This window comes from Flavobacterium sp. Leaf82, from assembly GCF_001422725.1.
Lineage (GTDB): Bacteria > Bacteroidota > Bacteroidia > Flavobacteriales > Flavobacteriaceae > Flavobacterium.
Genome location: NZ_LMMA01000023.1, coordinates 212,628 through 228,899 on the forward strand (window position 1 = coordinate 212,628; position 16,272 = coordinate 228,899).

The window sequence follows — 16,272 nt, forward strand, 5'->3', positions numbered from 1 at the left end:
CTATCTGCGGGGGCTGCCATATGCAGCTAAGGTAATAAGATGAAAAGGATTCATATGAGTTTGAAGTACCTCCCTTAAATTGAAAAGTAAAATAAAAAAAAAGTTCATTTATCTCTGTAAGAGCAACAGCTCCTTTGCAGCTTGCACACTGGCAAAACGAACAGCAAACAGCTTTGTGGTTATGATCGCTGCTTTTTTGATGAGAAACCATGTCCTGCTGAACATGAACGGGACGATCAATGTCTCCACATGAAATCAACAGTAATGTCAGTAGACGTACTGCCAGTAAAATTACAAAAATAGATCTTTGATAGCTCATCATTGTAAATCTACAAAAAAACTGGATACATTAAAAGTAAATATTATTTAAAACAAAATCTTCAAGAAAGCCCAGTGGTTTGAAAAAGTATATCTGTTCATAATAATGCCACTGCAAAAAAAACGCCCCCTGCCATCAATAGACAAGGGACGTTATAAACATCTTGGGGATTATTTGTTTTTTTTGTGGTGCTCACCTTCTTGATGGTGCTCTTTCTCCTTGTGGTGCTCATCCTCGTCATGATGCTCAGGATGATTTTTTCCTGCTTCCCCTTCGTGGTGCTCAGGATGCGTGTGATGCTCCTTATGTTTGTCATGTTCCGGGTGGTCGTGTCCTTCTTTTTCCTTCGTGCTCATAATAAATAATTTTTAATTAATAATATCAATACCGTGTTTTGACCAATATTATTAGGGCTCAACGATATTCTTTACACTAAATTACCTCAATAAAATAAGTGATTACTTAGGATTACCTTAAGATTAAATGAATAACAAAATATTAAGATTTTACAGCTAAGCAATTTTCAATCTTTGGGTATTGTAAATGATTTTAAATTTCAGAAGGAACGCTCGCTGGAAAATAATTAATACCTTTAATTAAAAGTAAGAAATAAAGTTTTTGCATATTTCTACGAAATCATTGTAAAGCAATGATCGAAACGTAACGTAATTTCAATAATTTTTATATGAGAAAAACTAGTATTGTACTTCTTTTGCTGATAAATTTCACAGCCTTTTCACAAGGGTTCAAAGAAAGAGACAGCACTTTTACGGATACGGTCAAAAATATACGATTCAATTATAAACAGCTTATTATTCCAGGTGTACTAATAGGATATGGATTTTGGGGAATTGAAAGCGGACAAATAAAAAGTTTTAATTTCCAGATTCGTGATGAAATTACAGAAAACATAGACACAAAAATAACCGTTGACGATTTTTCAAGATATGTTCCCGCTGTTTCCGTTTATGCCCTTAATGCATTTGGTTTGAAAGGAAAAAATAATATCAGAGACCGCTCGGTAATTTTAGCCACTTCCACAATTTTCACCTTAGGAAGCGTTATGGCATTAAAATCCATAACCAATATTGAGCGTCCTGACGGAACAACTAATAATTCTTTCCCCTCAGGTCACGCTGCTATAGCTTTTGCGGGAGCTGAGTTTCTCTATCAGGAATATAAAGATCAATCTATATGGTATGGTGTAGCTGGCTATGCGATTGCTACCGGAACAGGATTATTTAGAATGTACAACAACAGGCATTGGCTTACCGATGTAGCAGCTGGAGCAGGAATAGGGATCTTAAGTACCAAAGCAGCATATTGGCTAAATCCATATCTGACCAGAAAAATATTTGGCAAAAAAGAACGCAATTCCACCTCCTTTCTGGCGCCTTCATACGATGGAAGGCAATTTAGAATCACATTTGTAAAATTATTTTAAAATAAGTAAAGAAAAAGTTCATCACATGAACTTAAATATTCTATTATTTGATCCTTATATGTAGGATACCAAACATTTGGTCTTCTTTTTATTATTTAAAGTTGGTTATTCTGAGTCAGAAAACAGAATTGGGGGAAGGTTGATGTGTAATGATGTCGCATTGAAAAATGTTGACGTTATAAACTTAAATTCGGAACAGGTTTTAGTTACTAATGAATTTGGAAGGTTTTCTATCGAAGCACAGATTGGAAATAAGCTCATGTTATTTCCAATAACTATGAGTATAAAACAATCATTTTAACCCAGGGGATATAAAGAACAAGAATCTCACAATTGAGCTTATTAAGAAACCTGAAGAATTAGATGAAGTTATAATTTCAAAAAATATTAAAGCACCTGTTATTTATGACAGCAGGTTTTGACGATCAGAACCTAAAGTAAATATTATAAATTTATTGCGTGTCAATCGTAATTAAACTCCCAGTCATCACCAAATGTGTCCTATCACATTGCTCTTCTTTGCCTTTACTGAATTTTGTACTGCTTTTTTAAAGGGACAAAGCATATTTACCATTATTAGGGTTTAGTTGACTAGACCTTTTATCTAGTGCATTTTGCTCAGCGCGATTCGTTCTTTTTACCCCTACAGCCATTTGATTTTTGTTATACATTTTTCTGCTCTTTATAAGTTAGTATGCCAAAAGTAAAACAATGAAAAAACAGCGATCCAAATTATGCACGATAAGAAATTATATGAGCTTTTGGTAAACCTTAAAAGAATTAAACCTTCCTGAAAAATCAGCGTACCAGAATCAATTTTAAGGCAGAACCAAAAACAACACGTGCCTGCCGCTTTTGGTCATATCCACCAAAAGAGCAGGCACACCGCTTAGAGCGCCCCGCAATTGACCGACCGGAGGAAGGAAACTCGATTGCGGGGCGGCGGGGCTATCACCCCACCACTATGGGCACAGCGTGTAAGCTTGCCAGATTCAGGAACAATCCTCTTTGGGCGGTCATTCCTTCACGGAACAACTTCCAAAGGATCGATGCGCCCATACTGGCAAGTGTGCTGTTGATAAACAAGTCCTGTTTTTCAAGCGCTTCAGCGAGGGAACAGCTCGGCTCATTGTTATCATGCTGCATTTGAAGTAATTCCTTAAATTCATCGGTTACCATTGGAAGACTGGGCACAGTCCTATGAATTTTGGAATCAGGCTGTTTGATTTCGCTGATTGTCGAGAGTATCGCCTGTCCTGTATTTTGGGAGTTTCCGATGTCAAGCCAGTATAGGGATTTAGTACGCTCAAAATCGCTGTTTTCACTGCTCATCAGAAAATCTGCAATATCAAAACGTGCCCTTGCGGTATCGACACAGCTTATGTACAGGTTCGCCCTGCCACGATTGGGCAGGGATTTCCTGTTAGCGGTTGAGAACTGCTCTGTTACGGCTTTCCAAGAAGTCCCGAAAAAGCGGTTGGTGCGGTTGATGAGTGCCACGGCTTTAGGAAGACCTACCTCAGCATCTGCAAAAAGCTGTCTGCCCTGATTGGCTTTGGTCACCACATCATCATCAAATAAACTGACCTTTAGTCCTGGGTGACCCAAGGCGATAAGGCTGTGGCTTATTCTTGCGAGTTCTGTAAGCATCCTGCTTCCCGTCCCTCCTGCCCCAATGAGATTAACCGTTATGGGATTGGCAGGGTTGATCAGGTAATTGTGGGTGTAATGCATGGCGGTTTGCGTTTTCATGACAGTATGTTTTTAATTGTTAAACTATTTTTGATTAGGGATTTTATGGGAAAGGGTTTTGTGGTATTTACAAGTTTCTGCCAGAACTGTATGATGTTTCCTTTTACAGGACTTGTATTTCCAATGAGATGACTGAAATAGCTGTTAAAAAAATACTGCTCCCACCATTGCATGAAATCTTCCAAATGACAATCTGTCTTTATATCCACTTTTACAGTACCCATACAGACCCTGCCATCATTATATAAATTAAAAAAGGGTGCATGATAAAGCACGGTTTGTTCGTTTATTTTCTTGTCGGTGTCCATTGCATAAATGTACAGCGTGTTTTTAGTGGCTTTCCATAACAAGGGCGGTACAAATGCTTCTCCGCTTGTAATTCCTAAACTCTCCACAAAAAACAAACTGACCTTTTGGGCAGGCGTGTACCAAATGGCAGCACCATCATGCCCGGGATTCAAATGCAGTACCTTTTTAGGAAGCAGTCCTGATGGTTTGAGAAATTTACGCGTGATTTCATCTGAGGTGTCCAAAGCACTTGCAAGCTGTGCAGTTTCCCTTCGGCTTAATGGATGTGCATTTATGGGACAGCCGTTTTTATCCATGTCGTAGCCTTCCACATAAATGGATTTGTCAGTGGTATCTTTCTTGAACACTACAAAGGCTTTTACAGGATGGTATAATGTTCCAAATCTTTGGGTTAAATCTTTCATGGCATATTGTTTAAAAGGGTGCATAAATCATTTAGGAGCGGAAATAATCTGTACTCAAAATCAAGTGCCGTATTGGACAGCTCGTTTTGGGCATCATAGATTTGCAGGACTGTGGGCTCTTCAATTTCGGAGCATTCATTAAATTCATCATTGATTACCCGTGCTATATTCTCATAGAGTATTCCATCGGTGTCTGCTATAAAAGAAATGTACTGCTCCGCCCTTATAATCCCTTCTTCACTTTCAAACACCTGATTGGAAGTATTTCTAAAAATAGTATCGCTCGGATATTTCTGTAGTAATCCCAATGCTTTTTTTGCAACGCTCAGGCAGTCATTTTCGAAAGAAGTATTTACTTTATAATTATTTACACGTTTCTCGAATACGTTCAAATGATAGGGATTGTATATTTTACGGTGCATAACATCCCCATAGTAAGAAGCCTTATTCAATTCTGAAATCATGCTATTGCCCGATTGGGAATCTTCATCCTGTAAATCCTCTAAAAGCCATTCTTCCATACACTCGTAGTTATAAAAAAGATAGCTGTTGTTTTCCCTGTAATACGGAATCCCTGCAATATGGTAGAGATAGGCAAAAACAGACAGCAGTAATTCTGCAGTTTGTTTCTGTTTCCTGTTTTGCAATAACCGGTACAAGGGCAGTACAGGGATATAGTACAGTGTATTGCAGGTGTTATAGCAATGCTGGGTTGCCAGTTTTACCGTACCATCATCATCCTGTATTATTTTGAGTTCAATATCCTGTGCCGATTGACTAAGCTGTTTCTGAATGTCTGCGTATATCAAGAGGATATTATACGGATAGGATTTGTTTGCCACATTCCTAATTTCAAAACCATACAGTCCTTTCAGGATAGCAAGAGAATTGAAAAAATCATTTTCCACCTCAAATTGGTCGGGTAATTTTTCGCCTTTTTCGAATAAGGGCAGAAAGGAATGTCTTAAAAAACCATCGGCAGGAGTTCTAGCGGAGCAGAACTGTTCGGGTTCTTTTTTACTTCCTGCGCATCGGGCAGTCTGTCTGTGTTTTCTGCGAACTCCCCTAGCTGTCTGTATAGTCTGCATAACTTTTTGTTTTTAGGCATTTTGATACTGCCTGTTATGGTTTGTGTTTTCATGGTTTATCCTTTTGTTCCGATTTGTGATACAAATTTGTACTGCACCGCATCGTCATTTATAACAGGTCCCTCTATGGATGCTGTGGTTAAAATCGGATAGGTCTGGGCATAAAAATTGAGTACCGCTTCGGGACTGAATGACGGCGATGGGTCAGCGAGTTTAATCTCCTGCTCTTTATCCCTGAAGATAAAGATGCGCTCTAAGGTGGTTGCTGTTAACATGGCTCGTCGGTTTTAGGGTCATTGAAAAGGTCAACAGGAAACTTGTCGGAAAGTTCCGCTTTTCGGGCATGAATAACATCCTTATATTCGGGGTACAGGTCAGAGGGTGGCACTTTCATCCATGCCTCTTTAAATTTTCCTGCCGTTTCTAGTTCGTCTGCTTTTTTCATGGCTGATTGGTACTGTGTCTGCAATTCTGATTTTTCCTTATCCCTTTTCAGAACGTTGTCTTTTTCCATCTGCGAACTCACTTTTGCCTGTTCTTTTTCTTTGAGGAACTGCTCCATATTGGCAAAAAGCTGTGCGGTATCTTTGACAGGCTCTGCAACCGCCTGAAAAAATCCGTTGTCGAGTTCCTCTGCCGTACCCTTTAGTAATATGGGCGGTACTTTTTTTCGGGCATCATCCCCTATTGTATCATTGAAGAACAATACAGATACAATGAGTTTGTCCGCATCTTCCTTGGCTATGCTTATTTTCCAGTTCCCTGCTACCTGCAGGGAAAGGATTGATTTAAAAAAATTGGTTTCCATTGCTCTACTGTTTAGTTTATTTTACCTCTAAATCACTAATTGCTACTAATTTTTCGTACAGGTCTTGCCAATAGGCTTGCCGTTTTTTATCAAACTTTTCAAAGAGTTTCTCGGTATGGGAAAAATTCCTGAAATAGTCCGCCTGTTTTATTGCTTCTGCTAAATTTAGCACCTCAACAATTTCTCCGTTTTTATCTTCTATTTGTATCATGCTCTCAGGATTTAAAAGGACAGGCATAGACTGCCTGTCCCCTATTGATTAATTCAAAATCAAGGCATCCGAGCCTTTACTGGCAAAATCCACGCAAAGGTTAAAAGCGGACTGCGTGCGTATCTGCCCTGTACCCCCCATTAAGAGGGAAGTTAATTTGGCTTCATCGTTCTTGTAATTTCTCACATTCTGAAAATAGCCAGTCAAAGAATTGTACGCCCCAAAGACAGTCCCTTTGGTGGTTTCCATAAGCTGTGTGGGATTGCTCATGGCATATTCAAATGCACTATCCACCATATTGGTAAAGCAAGTGGAGAGTTCATCCTCCTTACCCTCTTGTATGGTTTTGAGCACTTCCTTATTGGGAACAAGGGCAGACTGTATCAGTTTTTTCACTTCATTGTCCGTGATTCGGATTTTTGTCCAATGGTTAAAAATGGATTCCATCTGAGAAGACAGCATATCGGATATCCCCATTACTTTGTGTGCCTGTTCCAATCGCTGTCTGGCATTGGAGGTATGGCGAATACGAACGGTATTGGTCTTGTTGTTCATAGCGGCATTCAGGGTATTATTGCATACAATGCGTATAGGCGTGAATGCTGCGGTTATGCTTCCGCTTCCGTCATGTGAGGTGGTCAGGAAAATATATTTCTCAATCAAATCATCGTTACCCACCCTTATATAATCGGGCAGTTTAGCTGTTATAAAAATGCGTTCCCCTTTTCCGAGCGCCCCTGCGGTTTCGTATAGGATACCGTCACCGCCAACGATGCTGTCAAAAAAAGAAAAGGCATCCCTGTTTTGTACGATTTGGTAGTCTTTGCCCACTACACCGATTACGGCATCATTATCGGTGCGCACCGTACTGTAGTAATTTGGTACTTCTATATTATTATGAACGATTTTATTATCCAAAATAATTTCGGCAGAACCGTCTGTAAACAGTTTACGTTTTTCTACCTCATAATCCAAACCTGCGTGCTGAATTGCCTCGGCGCTTGTGGGGTAATCGGTAATAATCTGCCCCAAATTGTGCCATGCTTTTTGCTTAGTGCTGAAAAAACTGTGTTTTCCTGTGTGCTCGTTGTAATTTATATTGTGTGCCATGATATTATATTTTAAGTGATTGTGATAGAATTAAAAAGGAACGTCCTGTGCTTTTTTTGATTTCTTTTCCTTTACTGCTGAATTGGTCTGGGCGGTATCTTCTTTTTTGGGAAAAACCAAAATTTTAATATTATTGGTATGAAAAGTCAGCGTGCCTACTGCCACGCCTTCGCTGTTATTGTATACATTGATGCCAATTCGCCCAAAGAGCTGTACAAGGGTTCCTTTTTTAAGCCACTGTGCTGTTTTAGCATTCAGCCAATAGGAGCAATTGATATAGGTTACTACTTCCTTTACTTCGGTACTTCCTTTTGGCTTGTAATTGTCATTGATGGCAATACTGAAATTGACCACTTGTTTGTCGCTGTTTACTTCCTGAACTGATGCATCTGCTGTTAATCGTCCTGTGATTTCCATAATTTTAATTTTTAAGGATTACTATTATTTACTTTCTCTCTAGTCCTGCCCTAACAAAAATTGTTTTCAAAACGAAAAAACGGGAAAAAAGAAAGCAAGATGCCAGTGGTTTAAGGATGCACAGGTGCTATAAGTCCCGAAGGGTGGCAAGGGAGCGCCGCCATTATGCGCACGGGGCATGCTTAAGCCACTATCTTAGCTGCCCTTTTAGTCCGTTTCGAGTGAAAGCTTTAAGTAAAAATTTCTTTACGGAACTTAGATTGGAATAAAAGATGACTAGAGTGTAAAAAAAATCAACAAGAATGAGGTAAAGCAAATAAATTCATTGACTTTTCATTTTAATGTCTAATTTTTAATTTAAAAATTAATGACGAATAGTAAAGATGATTATTAATCATATAAAATATGATCAATTTCAGAAAGAAATCACATTAAAAACATGTAAAATTCTCTATATCAGAGTTTTGACTCCTTTAAGTTAACTAATTTCTTTTTGTTGATAATATTTTCCTCTATGGGAGGATTCATCCATAGAGAAATTATTAACTTGCAGCATTAAATTTTTTATATGAATGATTTTAAATTTTCAGGTCATGACACCTTTCATTGTAGGCAACAATGGTTATCAAAAGGAGTCAAAATAGTTGATAGTCAAGGATATGCTGTTTTTAATAAGCCTGAAATTGCAATTTCAAAATTAGGTGTTGGTAAGAATATGGTACAGTCAATACAGCACTGGCTGAAAGCATTTGGATTGATTAATGACAAACATGAGGTTTTAGAAATATCAAAAAAAATATTTTTAGATGATTTTAAATTTGACCCCTATTTGGAAGATGAAGGAACGTTGTGGCTACTACAATATAAAATTTGCCAAACGAATTATGCTAGTATTTTTAATTTAATATTCACCGAATATTTTAATGATAAAGTTAGCTTAGAATTTTCCGAAAGTCAAATTATTCAGTTTATTGAAAAAAAACTTCGTGATAATAACGAAAGAGAAGTAAGTGTAAATACACTAATATCAGACTATAAGGTGTTTACAAAATCGTACGCAACTCCCACTAAATCATTAAAAACTATTGAAGATGATTTTAATTCACCTCTATTAGAATTAGGCTTAATATCCCAATTAAACACTAAAAATAACAACGGTGAAACTGTTTTCAGAATAAATAAAGAAGTTAGAAATTCTATTCCAATTCCGATATTAGCTTACTGCATTTTAGATTATTTAACTAGCAGAAATGAAATTAGTTACGATGAAATTAGAAAAACGATCGGCTCTTACTTCTGTCTTTCAAATGATGGGTTAGATAATTTAGTTGAAGAATTATGTATTGAATTTCCAGCATTTATATATAAAGATGATGCTGGAATTAGACAAATTCAAGTAAAAGGAATTCCAGAAGATTTTCAAAATCAATTATTAGAATCGTACTATGGAGTATAATAATATATCAACAAACATCTTAAGAGACGAGTCAAAAGACTTGAATTATGTTGTTACACCAAATGCTATTCAGATATATGAACGCATTGTTAATAGCGCCACAAAGAGTAATAAATCATTTACATTAATAGGTAATTACGGTACTGGAAAATCAACTTTTTTATGGGCTTTAGAAAAAAATCTACTCAAAGAAAAAATTTATTTTAGCAATACATTAGATGCAAAAAATGGTTCGTTTGATTTCATAAAATTAGTTGGAGACAATACCCCTTTGAGTGATACTTTATTGAGAACATTAAAGTTAAAAGAAGGCTCTTCAACAGAAATAATTGAAGAACTAGAAAAAAGAAGAATTGCATCTTCTAAAAAAAATAAAGGTTTAGTTTTAATCATTGATGAATTTGGTAAATTTTTAGAATATATAGGGAAAAATAAGCAAAGTAATGACTTGTACTTATTGCAATTAATTTCAGAATGGGCAAATGATGATTCTAAAAATGTGTTTTTTATTATTTCCTTACATCAGAGTTTTATTTCTTATTCTACTTCTTTAGATGTCTCTGAAAAATTAGAATGGGAAAAAATTAAAGGACGTTTTATAGAATTACTTTTTAACGAACCCGTTGAACAATTGTTGTTTTTTGCTTCAAAAAAACTTGAACATTTTGAATTACCAAAAAAACTTGAAGATAGTTTCCATCTACTTAACAAAGCTATTAAGAACAGTAATCTTATTAATTTTAATGAATTAAACACTCCTGATTTAGCTAAATCTTTATATCCACTCGATTGGTTATCTGCTAATATTTTAGTCAATTCATTACAACGTTATGGGCAAAATGAACGATCCTTATTTACCTTTCTTAACGATAATTCAAAATATTCAATTAATCAATTTGATGGTAAATTTTATTCCGCACCTAACATTTTCGATTACTTAGTAAATACTCTTGGTAGTGAAATATATAGTTTCAACAATCCTCATAGAGCTCAATGGCAAACCTGTTTTAGAGCATTAGAACGTTCTGAATTAATAGAAGAAATTGACTATGAATTAGTAGCAGAAATAATCAAAACCATTTGTTTAGTCACTGTTTTCACAAAAGCTGGAGGTTTATTTGATAAAAAATTTATCTCGAAATATATTCGTCATACAAGTGACCATAAAGATGATTCTGTTGATAAAACAATTGAAAAACTAGATAAATCTGGAATAATTAGATTTTACAAGCATAGTAATAAAATTAATTTTTTAGAAGGAACAGACCTTGATATTGAGCAAGAATTAGCAGATGTTTCAAAAGAAATAAACCCTGATTTTTCTGTTACTGATGCTATATCAGATTTAGTAGATTTCCCCGTTATTTTAGTTAAAAAAAATTCATTTGAAAAAGGTACACCCCGTTTTTTTGAATTTAAAATTTTAACTGACTTAAATAACATAAATAATGCTGAAGGAGCATTAGATGGTTATATTAATTTAATCTTTGATACTACTATTAAAGAAAAAGATGTCAAAAAATATTCTCAAAATACTGGTAGTAATCTTTTTGTTATCTACAAAAATTCAAAGGATATTCATAATGAAATTTTCACCATTAACAAACTTCAATTTTTAATTAGAAAGCATCAAGAAGACAAAAATGCAATCGTACTTTTAAAAAAGGAAGAAGAATTTCATAAACAACAATTAGAGAAATTTGTATTAGACAATTTATTTATTTCTAATGATCAAAACATCTGGTTTTATAATGGTAGAGAAGAAAATATCAAGTCTAAAAAAGCATTGAATGAAACATTATCAAAAATATGTGATATTGAATTCCGAAATGCTCCACACTTTAAAAATGAATTGGTTAATAAAGAATTTTTAAGTCCTCAAATAAGTACTGCCCGAAAATCTTTCTTACGCTGTTTATTGAATAATGAAAGTATTGAAAATTTAGGATTTCCAAATGATAAATACCCCCCAGAAAAGTCAATTTACATTACTTTGGCAAAAGATACAGGTATACACACTCAAAATAATATATTAAAACATTTTTCGTTTTCTGCTCCAGCTGATGAAACTTTTAAACCTCTTTGGAATGAATGTGATGCGTTTATAAAATCTGCAAACTCATCCAAAAGAAATTTGGCTGAGTTATACGAAATCTTAAGTATATCCCCTTTTAAATTAAAAAAAGGGTTTGTAGAATTCTGGGTTCCAATGTTTTTAATAATCAATAAAGAAGATTTTGCATTATTCCATGATACTAATGGATTCATTCCCTACTTAACTGAAGATGTATTAGATTTAATACATAAATCTCCCGCAAACTATTCTATTAAGAGTTATGATGTTTCTGGATTAAAAATTAATCTTTTAGAGAGTTATAAAGAGTTAGTTCAAGTTGGGGATTATGAGTTAGGTACAAAGAGTACTTTTTTATCCATTTTTGGAAATTTCTTGCGTTTTATTAGGGCTTTAAATGAATACACAGTAAATACAAAAAGACTTTCTCCTAAAGCTATTAGCTTGCGAGAAGCGATAAAAAACGCAAGAGACCCTGAAGACGCTTTGTTTAATCAGTTTCCTAACGCTTTAGGATTTCATTCTATTTCTATAAATGATGATGAAGAAATATTAAAATCTTATACATATCATATTCAAGAATCTATAAGAGAAATCCGTTCTGCTTTTGATGCTTTACTTGACCGAATCGAAGACAAAATAATTCATTCCTTCTATTGTGAAAGCAATGATTTTGAAGATTACAAAAGTGAAATTCAAAGCAGATTGAAAAGTGTTAACCTAAGTTTATTAGGAGCTGAACAGTCGATTTTTTACAAAAGATTAGTTTCTCCATTGGATGATCGAGCTTCTTGGCTAAAATCAGTTGCTGATGCAGCTTTAGGAAAATCAATAGACAAAATGATTGACGAGGAGGAAGTCTTGTTGGTCACGAATCTTGAGAGTTATCTATTGGGACTAATAAAAGCCTCTGAACTCCATGAGTTTAAATCTAGTGAAAACAGAAGAATGATTTCAATACAATTATCAGGAACTAAAGGAACAATGATAAATGATAAAATTATAATTTCAGATGAGAACAACATAGAATTTGAAAGTATAAGAATGCAATTAAGAGAAAAATTAGTTACTTTGGATGTACATAGGCGCAAACAGTTACTTATGGAATTATTATCTAAAGAACTGAATGAAGATTTAGTATTATGAGTGAAATAAAACATGTTTTAGGAATTTCCGGAGGAAAGGACAGTGCTGCTTTGGCTATTTATATGAGTCGAAAACATCCAGATGTGAATGTCGAATATTACACTTGTGATACTGGAAAGGAATTGACTGAAACCTACGACTTAATTAACAAATTGAATTCTGTTTTAGGAAAAAATATTCGTCTTTATAAATCTATAGATGAATTAAACTCTCCAGAAAAAAATCCATTTGATCACTTTTTGGCGATGTACGGTGGTTATTTACCCTCAGCAACAGCACGTTGGTGTACTGGAAAAATGAAGTTAGAGCCTTTTGAAAATGAGATTGGAACAACACCAACTATATCCTATGTAGGCATTCGTGGTGATGAAAATAGAGAAGGTTACATTTCTAAAAAAGAAAACATCCAATCTATTTTTCCTTTTAGAAAAAATATTTGGAGTGAGGATGTAATTAAAAAATTCTTAGCTAATTCTAATATTGATTTTGTAAAACAGCACTATGAATTAATTGCTCCTCAAGGTCAATTAGAAATGATTTTGCAATATGTAGAACAACCTATTTCTTTACGTTTTACACAAAAACAAAAGGTAAATGCTTTATTAGATACTGATGTAAAACTATTTAACAAAGTAGTCTTTGAATTTTTAAAAACAACCGATTACCCTGCTGGGAAATTAGAAAGTTTCTCCTTAATAGATAACGATGAAGTATTAGGAATAGACGATATTTTTAAAATATTAGATGATTCTGGAGTTGGAATACCAGCTTATTATTTACCAATTGAATACGAAGTTGAAATAAATGGAGAACTTAAAAAAGGAACTTATTCTAGAAGCCGTTCTGGTTGTTTTTTCTGCTTTTACCAGCAAAAAATAGAATGGGTTTGGCTCTTAGAACAGCACCCTAATTTATATGAGAAAGCGATAGAATACGAGAAAGAAGGTTATACCTGGACTATTGAACCATTACAAGATCTTAAGAAACCCGAACGTGTACTATCTATTAAAAAAGAACACTATTTACGAATGCAAAAAAATAAGACTAATGCAAAAACAACTATAAGCTGGCAAGATGAAATCTTAGAAGCTGAAGGAGAAGGTTGTGCTAGTTGTTTTATTTAAAAAAATAAGATTATACACAATTATTAAAATTCACAATAGTTCTGTATAATAAAGTTTGTTAAGACAACAACTATTTTTCACAGGTAAAAATAATACTAATTAAAAAGAAACCCCTGTAGGACTGCATAATATAATTAAACTATGGAAGAATTAAAAATTAACCCTGGACGATTAATATTTGGGTTGAGTAGAATTGGCTATACAACATCAAGCGCACTGTGCGATATTATTGATAATTCTGTTAGAGCGTCTGCAAATAAAATTCATTTAATTGTCAAAAAAGAGAGAGAGGATTTTTCTGATCAAAGAAAAAACAATATTTCTCAATACGTAATAATAGACAATGGATTGGGAATGGATGATCAAGGAATCAGAAATGCACTAATTCTTGGATCATCTGATGCTGATTATGAAGATAGTTCTTTGTCTAAATTCGGTTTAGGAATGAAATCTGCTGCATTTTCGCAGGGTGATATTTTAGAAATTATTTCTTCCAAAGGTGGTAATGAATTTAATAAATTCACTTTATCCCTAACTGAGATAATAAGCAAGGATACTTATTTTGCAACAAAATCTGATTTGAATGATGAGGATAATAAATTAATTGCTGAATTCTTACTAGAAGGTAAAGGAACCATCATAAGAATAAAAGGTATTCGAAAAAACAATCACCCGAGTGTAAGAAATACAATAACTGAGCTAAAAACAAAAATTGGCGCAATATATTATTATTTTATTGAAAATAACGGTTTAGAAATCTCAATTAATCAGGATATAAAAATTGAAGCTTTCGACCCTCTTTTTACTATGGAGGCTGATATTAATGGAAATCTTGATGAAAATAATTGGGATGGCGAAGAAGTTAAGTGGATAGAAAAGCAACAAGAATTAACTCTTGATGATGAATTAGGAATTAAAATTAAAATTGAGATAACGCAACTTCCTTACCCACCAATATTCAAATTCAAAGAAAAAGGTGGTGATAAAAGAATAAGAGAAAAATATAATATTGGGTCTGGTAATTATGGATTTTATGTTTACCGGAATAACCGTTTGATTTCTTGGGCTTCTCAACTTGATGGAATAATGCCATTAGATCAAGATTTTTATTCTTTTAGAGCACGTTTGATTATTGGTGATGAAGCAGATGATTTTTTTAATATTGATGTAAAGAAATCTCATATTACTTTGTCAGAAGAAGCCCTGCAGGTAATTAATGATTTTGTTTGGGATGCTAAGGCAAAAAGTAAATTGGCATGGCAATCTGCAAATATTTATCGAAAAAGTATTTTAAATAGAGAGCCTAATGAATTAGCAAATATTATCATTAATGATTTTAATCAAACTGAACTTTTGCCAGGTGATGAATTGATATCTGAAGAAGATGCTTTAGAAAGAATGAGTTTAATTAAATCCGATATGATAGCAAATTTGAGTGACTTTGCTAAAATGGCATTTGAAGATAAAGGAGAGGTAATTGACGAAAATAATTTGACTCCTGAACAAAAAGAATATGCTATAACTGGTGATATTAAAAACCCAAATTTAAAAAAAATATTCCGTGTAACATCTGTATTAGACAACCATTTATGGGAACCTTATTATGATACTGATTTGGGAACTTGTGTCAGAATTAATAAATATCACATCTTTGCAAGATTAATTTATGAAAAAAATTCAGAGAATATAGGCTTACAAATTATTTTTGATCTTATGCTTTTGCAGTTTGCTGAAGCTGAGGTTTATGCGTATAAAAATATTGGAAAATATAAGTATGAAGAATTAATGACAATCCTAAAAGAATTTAGAAGAATTTGTTCTGATTTTCTTGCTAATATGTGTAGAAAATTAGAGAATGATTTGCCACCAAATTTTAAGGAAAATGATTAAAACATCTATAGGAAATTGTTTTGATGGCCACAATCAATCATTTATTTATATATGGTTATCCAAAAAAGAACAGATAGTATATGTTGGTATGACAAATTCATTTAATGGAACAATTGGAAGAGCTGGGAGTCACTTTTCAAAAAAAGGATCATTAAGGCAGAGGTTTATTGAAAGTAAAGGCTATTATATTAATGTTACTGATGACTTATTAATGTATAGTTTCCCTTTGCCTCAAAAGAAAATATACACAAGTGACGAAAAATCATATAGAGAGGCGGTTGAATACATTGTTCAGAAAAAATTAATTATTAGTAGAGCAACGGTTACACCAAGTTTTGATGTTATATCTTGGGTGAGATCAAGTCCAAGAACATCTAATTTAGAAGTTATTAAAATTTCTAATAAAATTGTATCGGATTTTCTGAATCAGTATTGATTTATTTTACCAATATTAAAATCCATGTTTAATAATAGTAGGCAGAAAGGTATATAATTAAAGTAGATGAAATTATTTCTTTATTCAAACATATTGAAAAAACTCTTGTTATGAATCATTAATATTATTTCTATAAATGATTTAAAATATTATAAAAAAAAGCCTGTCCAACTTTTTTAAATTCTATTTTCCCTTCTAAACTTAAGTGCATTAATTTACAATCACTTATTTTTAGAAGGGATTTTGTTTCTTTAGAGGTGAACCATTTTTCATTCGGTTCCACA

At 33.8% G+C, this 16,272-nt stretch carries 15 protein-coding genes; 6 read left to right on the plus strand and 9 right to left on the minus strand.

What is annotated here, in order from left to right:
* Positions 1-489 precede the first annotated feature (489 nt).
* On the minus strand, positions 490-675 hold the full coding sequence (locus ASF10_RS13285; protein WP_056250015.1) for a hypothetical protein: 186 nt from the start codon (positions 673-675) through the stop codon (positions 490-492).
* Between the two features lie 329 nt (positions 676-1,004).
* On the opposite strand from ASF10_RS13285, the gene ASF10_RS13290 reads away from it, so the two are divergent.
* On the plus strand, positions 1,005-1,763 hold the full coding sequence (locus tag ASF10_RS13290) for a phosphatase PAP2 family protein (RefSeq protein WP_056250016.1): 759 nt from the start codon (positions 1,005-1,007) through the stop codon (positions 1,761-1,763).
* Positions 1,764-2,714: 951 nt separating this feature from the next.
* Here the strand turns inward: ASF10_RS13290 and ASF10_RS13300 are convergent.
* From ASF10_RS13300 to ASF10_RS13335, 8 genes are read right to left on the minus strand one after another with little or no spacing between them, the layout of a single operon-like run.
* Positions 2,715-3,515 carry a PRTRC system ThiF family protein gene (locus tag ASF10_RS13300; RefSeq protein ID WP_056250020.1) on the minus strand — a complete coding sequence of 267 codons (801 nt, stop codon included), beginning with the start codon at positions 3,513-3,515 and terminating at the stop codon, positions 2,715-2,717.
* Complete coding sequence (locus tag ASF10_RS13305) at positions 3,512-4,252, minus strand: prokaryotic E2 ligase family D protein (RefSeq protein WP_241774953.1); 741 nt, start codon at positions 4,250-4,252, stop codon at positions 3,512-3,514. Before ASF10_RS13305 ends, ASF10_RS13300 begins: the two co-directional genes overlap by 4 nt.
* The gene (locus ASF10_RS13310; protein ID WP_056250021.1) at positions 4,225-5,316 is read right to left on the minus strand and encodes a hypothetical protein; all 1,092 of its coding nucleotides are present in this window, start codon (positions 5,314-5,316) and stop codon (positions 4,225-4,227) included. The genes ASF10_RS13305 and ASF10_RS13310 overlap by 28 nt, the downstream gene beginning before the upstream one ends.
* Before the next feature lie 56 nt (positions 5,317-5,372).
* The gene (locus ASF10_RS13315) at positions 5,373-5,591 is read right to left on the minus strand and encodes a PRTRC system protein C (RefSeq protein WP_056250023.1); all 219 of its coding nucleotides are present in this window, start codon (positions 5,589-5,591) and stop codon (positions 5,373-5,375) included.
* Positions 5,585-6,124 (minus strand): hypothetical protein, encoded by a 540-nt coding sequence (locus tag ASF10_RS13320; RefSeq protein WP_056250026.1) that lies wholly within the window; start codon positions 6,122-6,124, stop codon positions 5,585-5,587. Before ASF10_RS13320 ends, ASF10_RS13315 begins: the two co-directional genes overlap by 7 nt.
* Positions 6,125-6,140: 16 nt before the next feature.
* On the minus strand, positions 6,141-6,335 hold the full coding sequence (locus ASF10_RS13325) for a hypothetical protein (protein ID WP_056250393.1): 195 nt from the start codon (positions 6,333-6,335) through the stop codon (positions 6,141-6,143).
* Positions 6,336-6,383: 48 nt separating this feature from the next.
* Positions 6,384-7,445: a DUF932 domain-containing protein gene (locus tag ASF10_RS13330; protein WP_056250027.1), complete on the minus strand. Its 1,062-nt coding sequence runs from the start codon at positions 7,443-7,445 to the stop codon at positions 6,384-6,386.
* A 30-nt stretch (positions 7,446-7,475) separates the two neighbouring features.
* Positions 7,476-7,862 (minus strand): single-stranded DNA-binding protein, encoded by a 387-nt coding sequence (locus tag ASF10_RS13335; RefSeq protein WP_056250029.1) that lies wholly within the window; start codon positions 7,860-7,862, stop codon positions 7,476-7,478.
* Positions 7,863-8,430: 568 nt separating this feature from the next.
* Here ASF10_RS13335 and ASF10_RS13340 point away from each other — a divergent pair.
* The 5 genes from ASF10_RS13340 (at position 8,431) to ASF10_RS13360 (ending at position 15,988) form a co-directional block, all read left to right on the plus strand.
* Positions 8,431-9,318 carry a DUF4007 family protein gene (locus ASF10_RS13340; RefSeq protein ID WP_056250030.1) on the plus strand — a complete coding sequence of 296 codons (888 nt, stop codon included), beginning with the start codon at positions 8,431-8,433 and terminating at the stop codon, positions 9,316-9,318.
* Positions 9,308-12,538, plus strand: a complete 3,231-nt coding sequence (locus tag ASF10_RS13345; RefSeq protein WP_056250032.1) for a hypothetical protein — start codon at positions 9,308-9,310, stop codon at positions 12,536-12,538. Before ASF10_RS13340 ends, ASF10_RS13345 begins: the two co-directional genes overlap by 11 nt.
* Positions 12,535-13,662 carry a phosphoadenosine phosphosulfate reductase family protein gene (locus ASF10_RS13350; RefSeq protein WP_056250033.1) on the plus strand — a complete coding sequence of 376 codons (1,128 nt, stop codon included), beginning with the start codon at positions 12,535-12,537 and terminating at the stop codon, positions 13,660-13,662. The genes ASF10_RS13345 and ASF10_RS13350 overlap by 4 nt, the downstream gene beginning before the upstream one ends.
* A 141-nt stretch (positions 13,663-13,803) precedes the next feature.
* Positions 13,804-15,552 (plus strand): ATP-binding protein, encoded by a 1,749-nt coding sequence (locus tag ASF10_RS13355; RefSeq protein WP_056250035.1) that lies wholly within the window; start codon positions 13,804-13,806, stop codon positions 15,550-15,552.
* Complete coding sequence (locus ASF10_RS13360) at positions 15,545-15,988, plus strand: GIY-YIG nuclease family protein (protein ID WP_056250037.1); 444 nt, start codon at positions 15,545-15,547, stop codon at positions 15,986-15,988. Before ASF10_RS13355 ends, ASF10_RS13360 begins: the two co-directional genes overlap by 8 nt.
* Positions 15,989-16,272 lie beyond the last annotated feature (284 nt).

What these genes read in the sequence shown, in the direction of transcription:
- ASF10_RS13310 (WP_056250021.1), bottom strand. Translation starts at nt 5,316, where the DNA reads ATGCAGACTATACAGACAGCTAGGGGAGTTCGCAGAAAACACAGACAG.
- ASF10_RS13285 (WP_056250015.1), bottom strand. Translation starts at nt 675, where the DNA reads ATGAGCACGAAGGAAAAAGAAGGACACGACCACCCGGAACATGACAAA.
- ASF10_RS13340 (WP_056250030.1), top strand. Translation starts at nt 8,431, where the DNA reads ATGAATGATTTTAAATTTTCAGGTCATGACACCTTTCATTGTAGGCAA.
- ASF10_RS13325 (WP_056250393.1), bottom strand. Translation starts at nt 6,335, where the DNA reads ATGATACAAATAGAAGATAAAAACGGAGAAATTGTTGAGGTGCTAAAT.
- ASF10_RS13315 (WP_056250023.1), bottom strand. Translation starts at nt 5,591, where the DNA reads ATGTTAACAGCAACCACCTTAGAGCGCATCTTTATCTTCAGGGATAAA.
- ASF10_RS13305 (WP_241774953.1), bottom strand. Translation starts at nt 4,252, where the DNA reads ATGCACCCTTTTAAACAATATGCCATGAAAGATTTAACCCAAAGATTT.
- ASF10_RS13300 (WP_056250020.1), bottom strand. Translation starts at nt 3,515, where the DNA reads ATGAAAACGCAAACCGCCATGCATTACACCCACAATTACCTGATCAAC.
- ASF10_RS13355 (WP_056250035.1), top strand. Translation starts at nt 13,804, where the DNA reads ATGGAAGAATTAAAAATTAACCCTGGACGATTAATATTTGGGTTGAGT.
- ASF10_RS13330 (WP_056250027.1), bottom strand. Translation starts at nt 7,445, where the DNA reads ATGGCACACAATATAAATTACAACGAGCACACAGGAAAACACAGTTTT.
- ASF10_RS13320 (WP_056250026.1), bottom strand. Translation starts at nt 6,124, where the DNA reads ATGGAAACCAATTTTTTTAAATCAATCCTTTCCCTGCAGGTAGCAGGG.
- ASF10_RS13345 (WP_056250032.1), top strand. Translation starts at nt 9,308, where the DNA reads ATGGAGTATAATAATATATCAACAAACATCTTAAGAGACGAGTCAAAA.
- ASF10_RS13335 (WP_056250029.1), bottom strand. Translation starts at nt 7,862, where the DNA reads ATGGAAATCACAGGACGATTAACAGCAGATGCATCAGTTCAGGAAGTA.
- ASF10_RS13290 (WP_056250016.1), top strand. Translation starts at nt 1,005, where the DNA reads ATGAGAAAAACTAGTATTGTACTTCTTTTGCTGATAAATTTCACAGCC.
- ASF10_RS13350 (WP_056250033.1), top strand. Translation starts at nt 12,535, where the DNA reads ATGAGTGAAATAAAACATGTTTTAGGAATTTCCGGAGGAAAGGACAGT.
- ASF10_RS13360 (WP_056250037.1), top strand. Translation starts at nt 15,545, where the DNA reads ATGATTAAAACATCTATAGGAAATTGTTTTGATGGCCACAATCAATCA.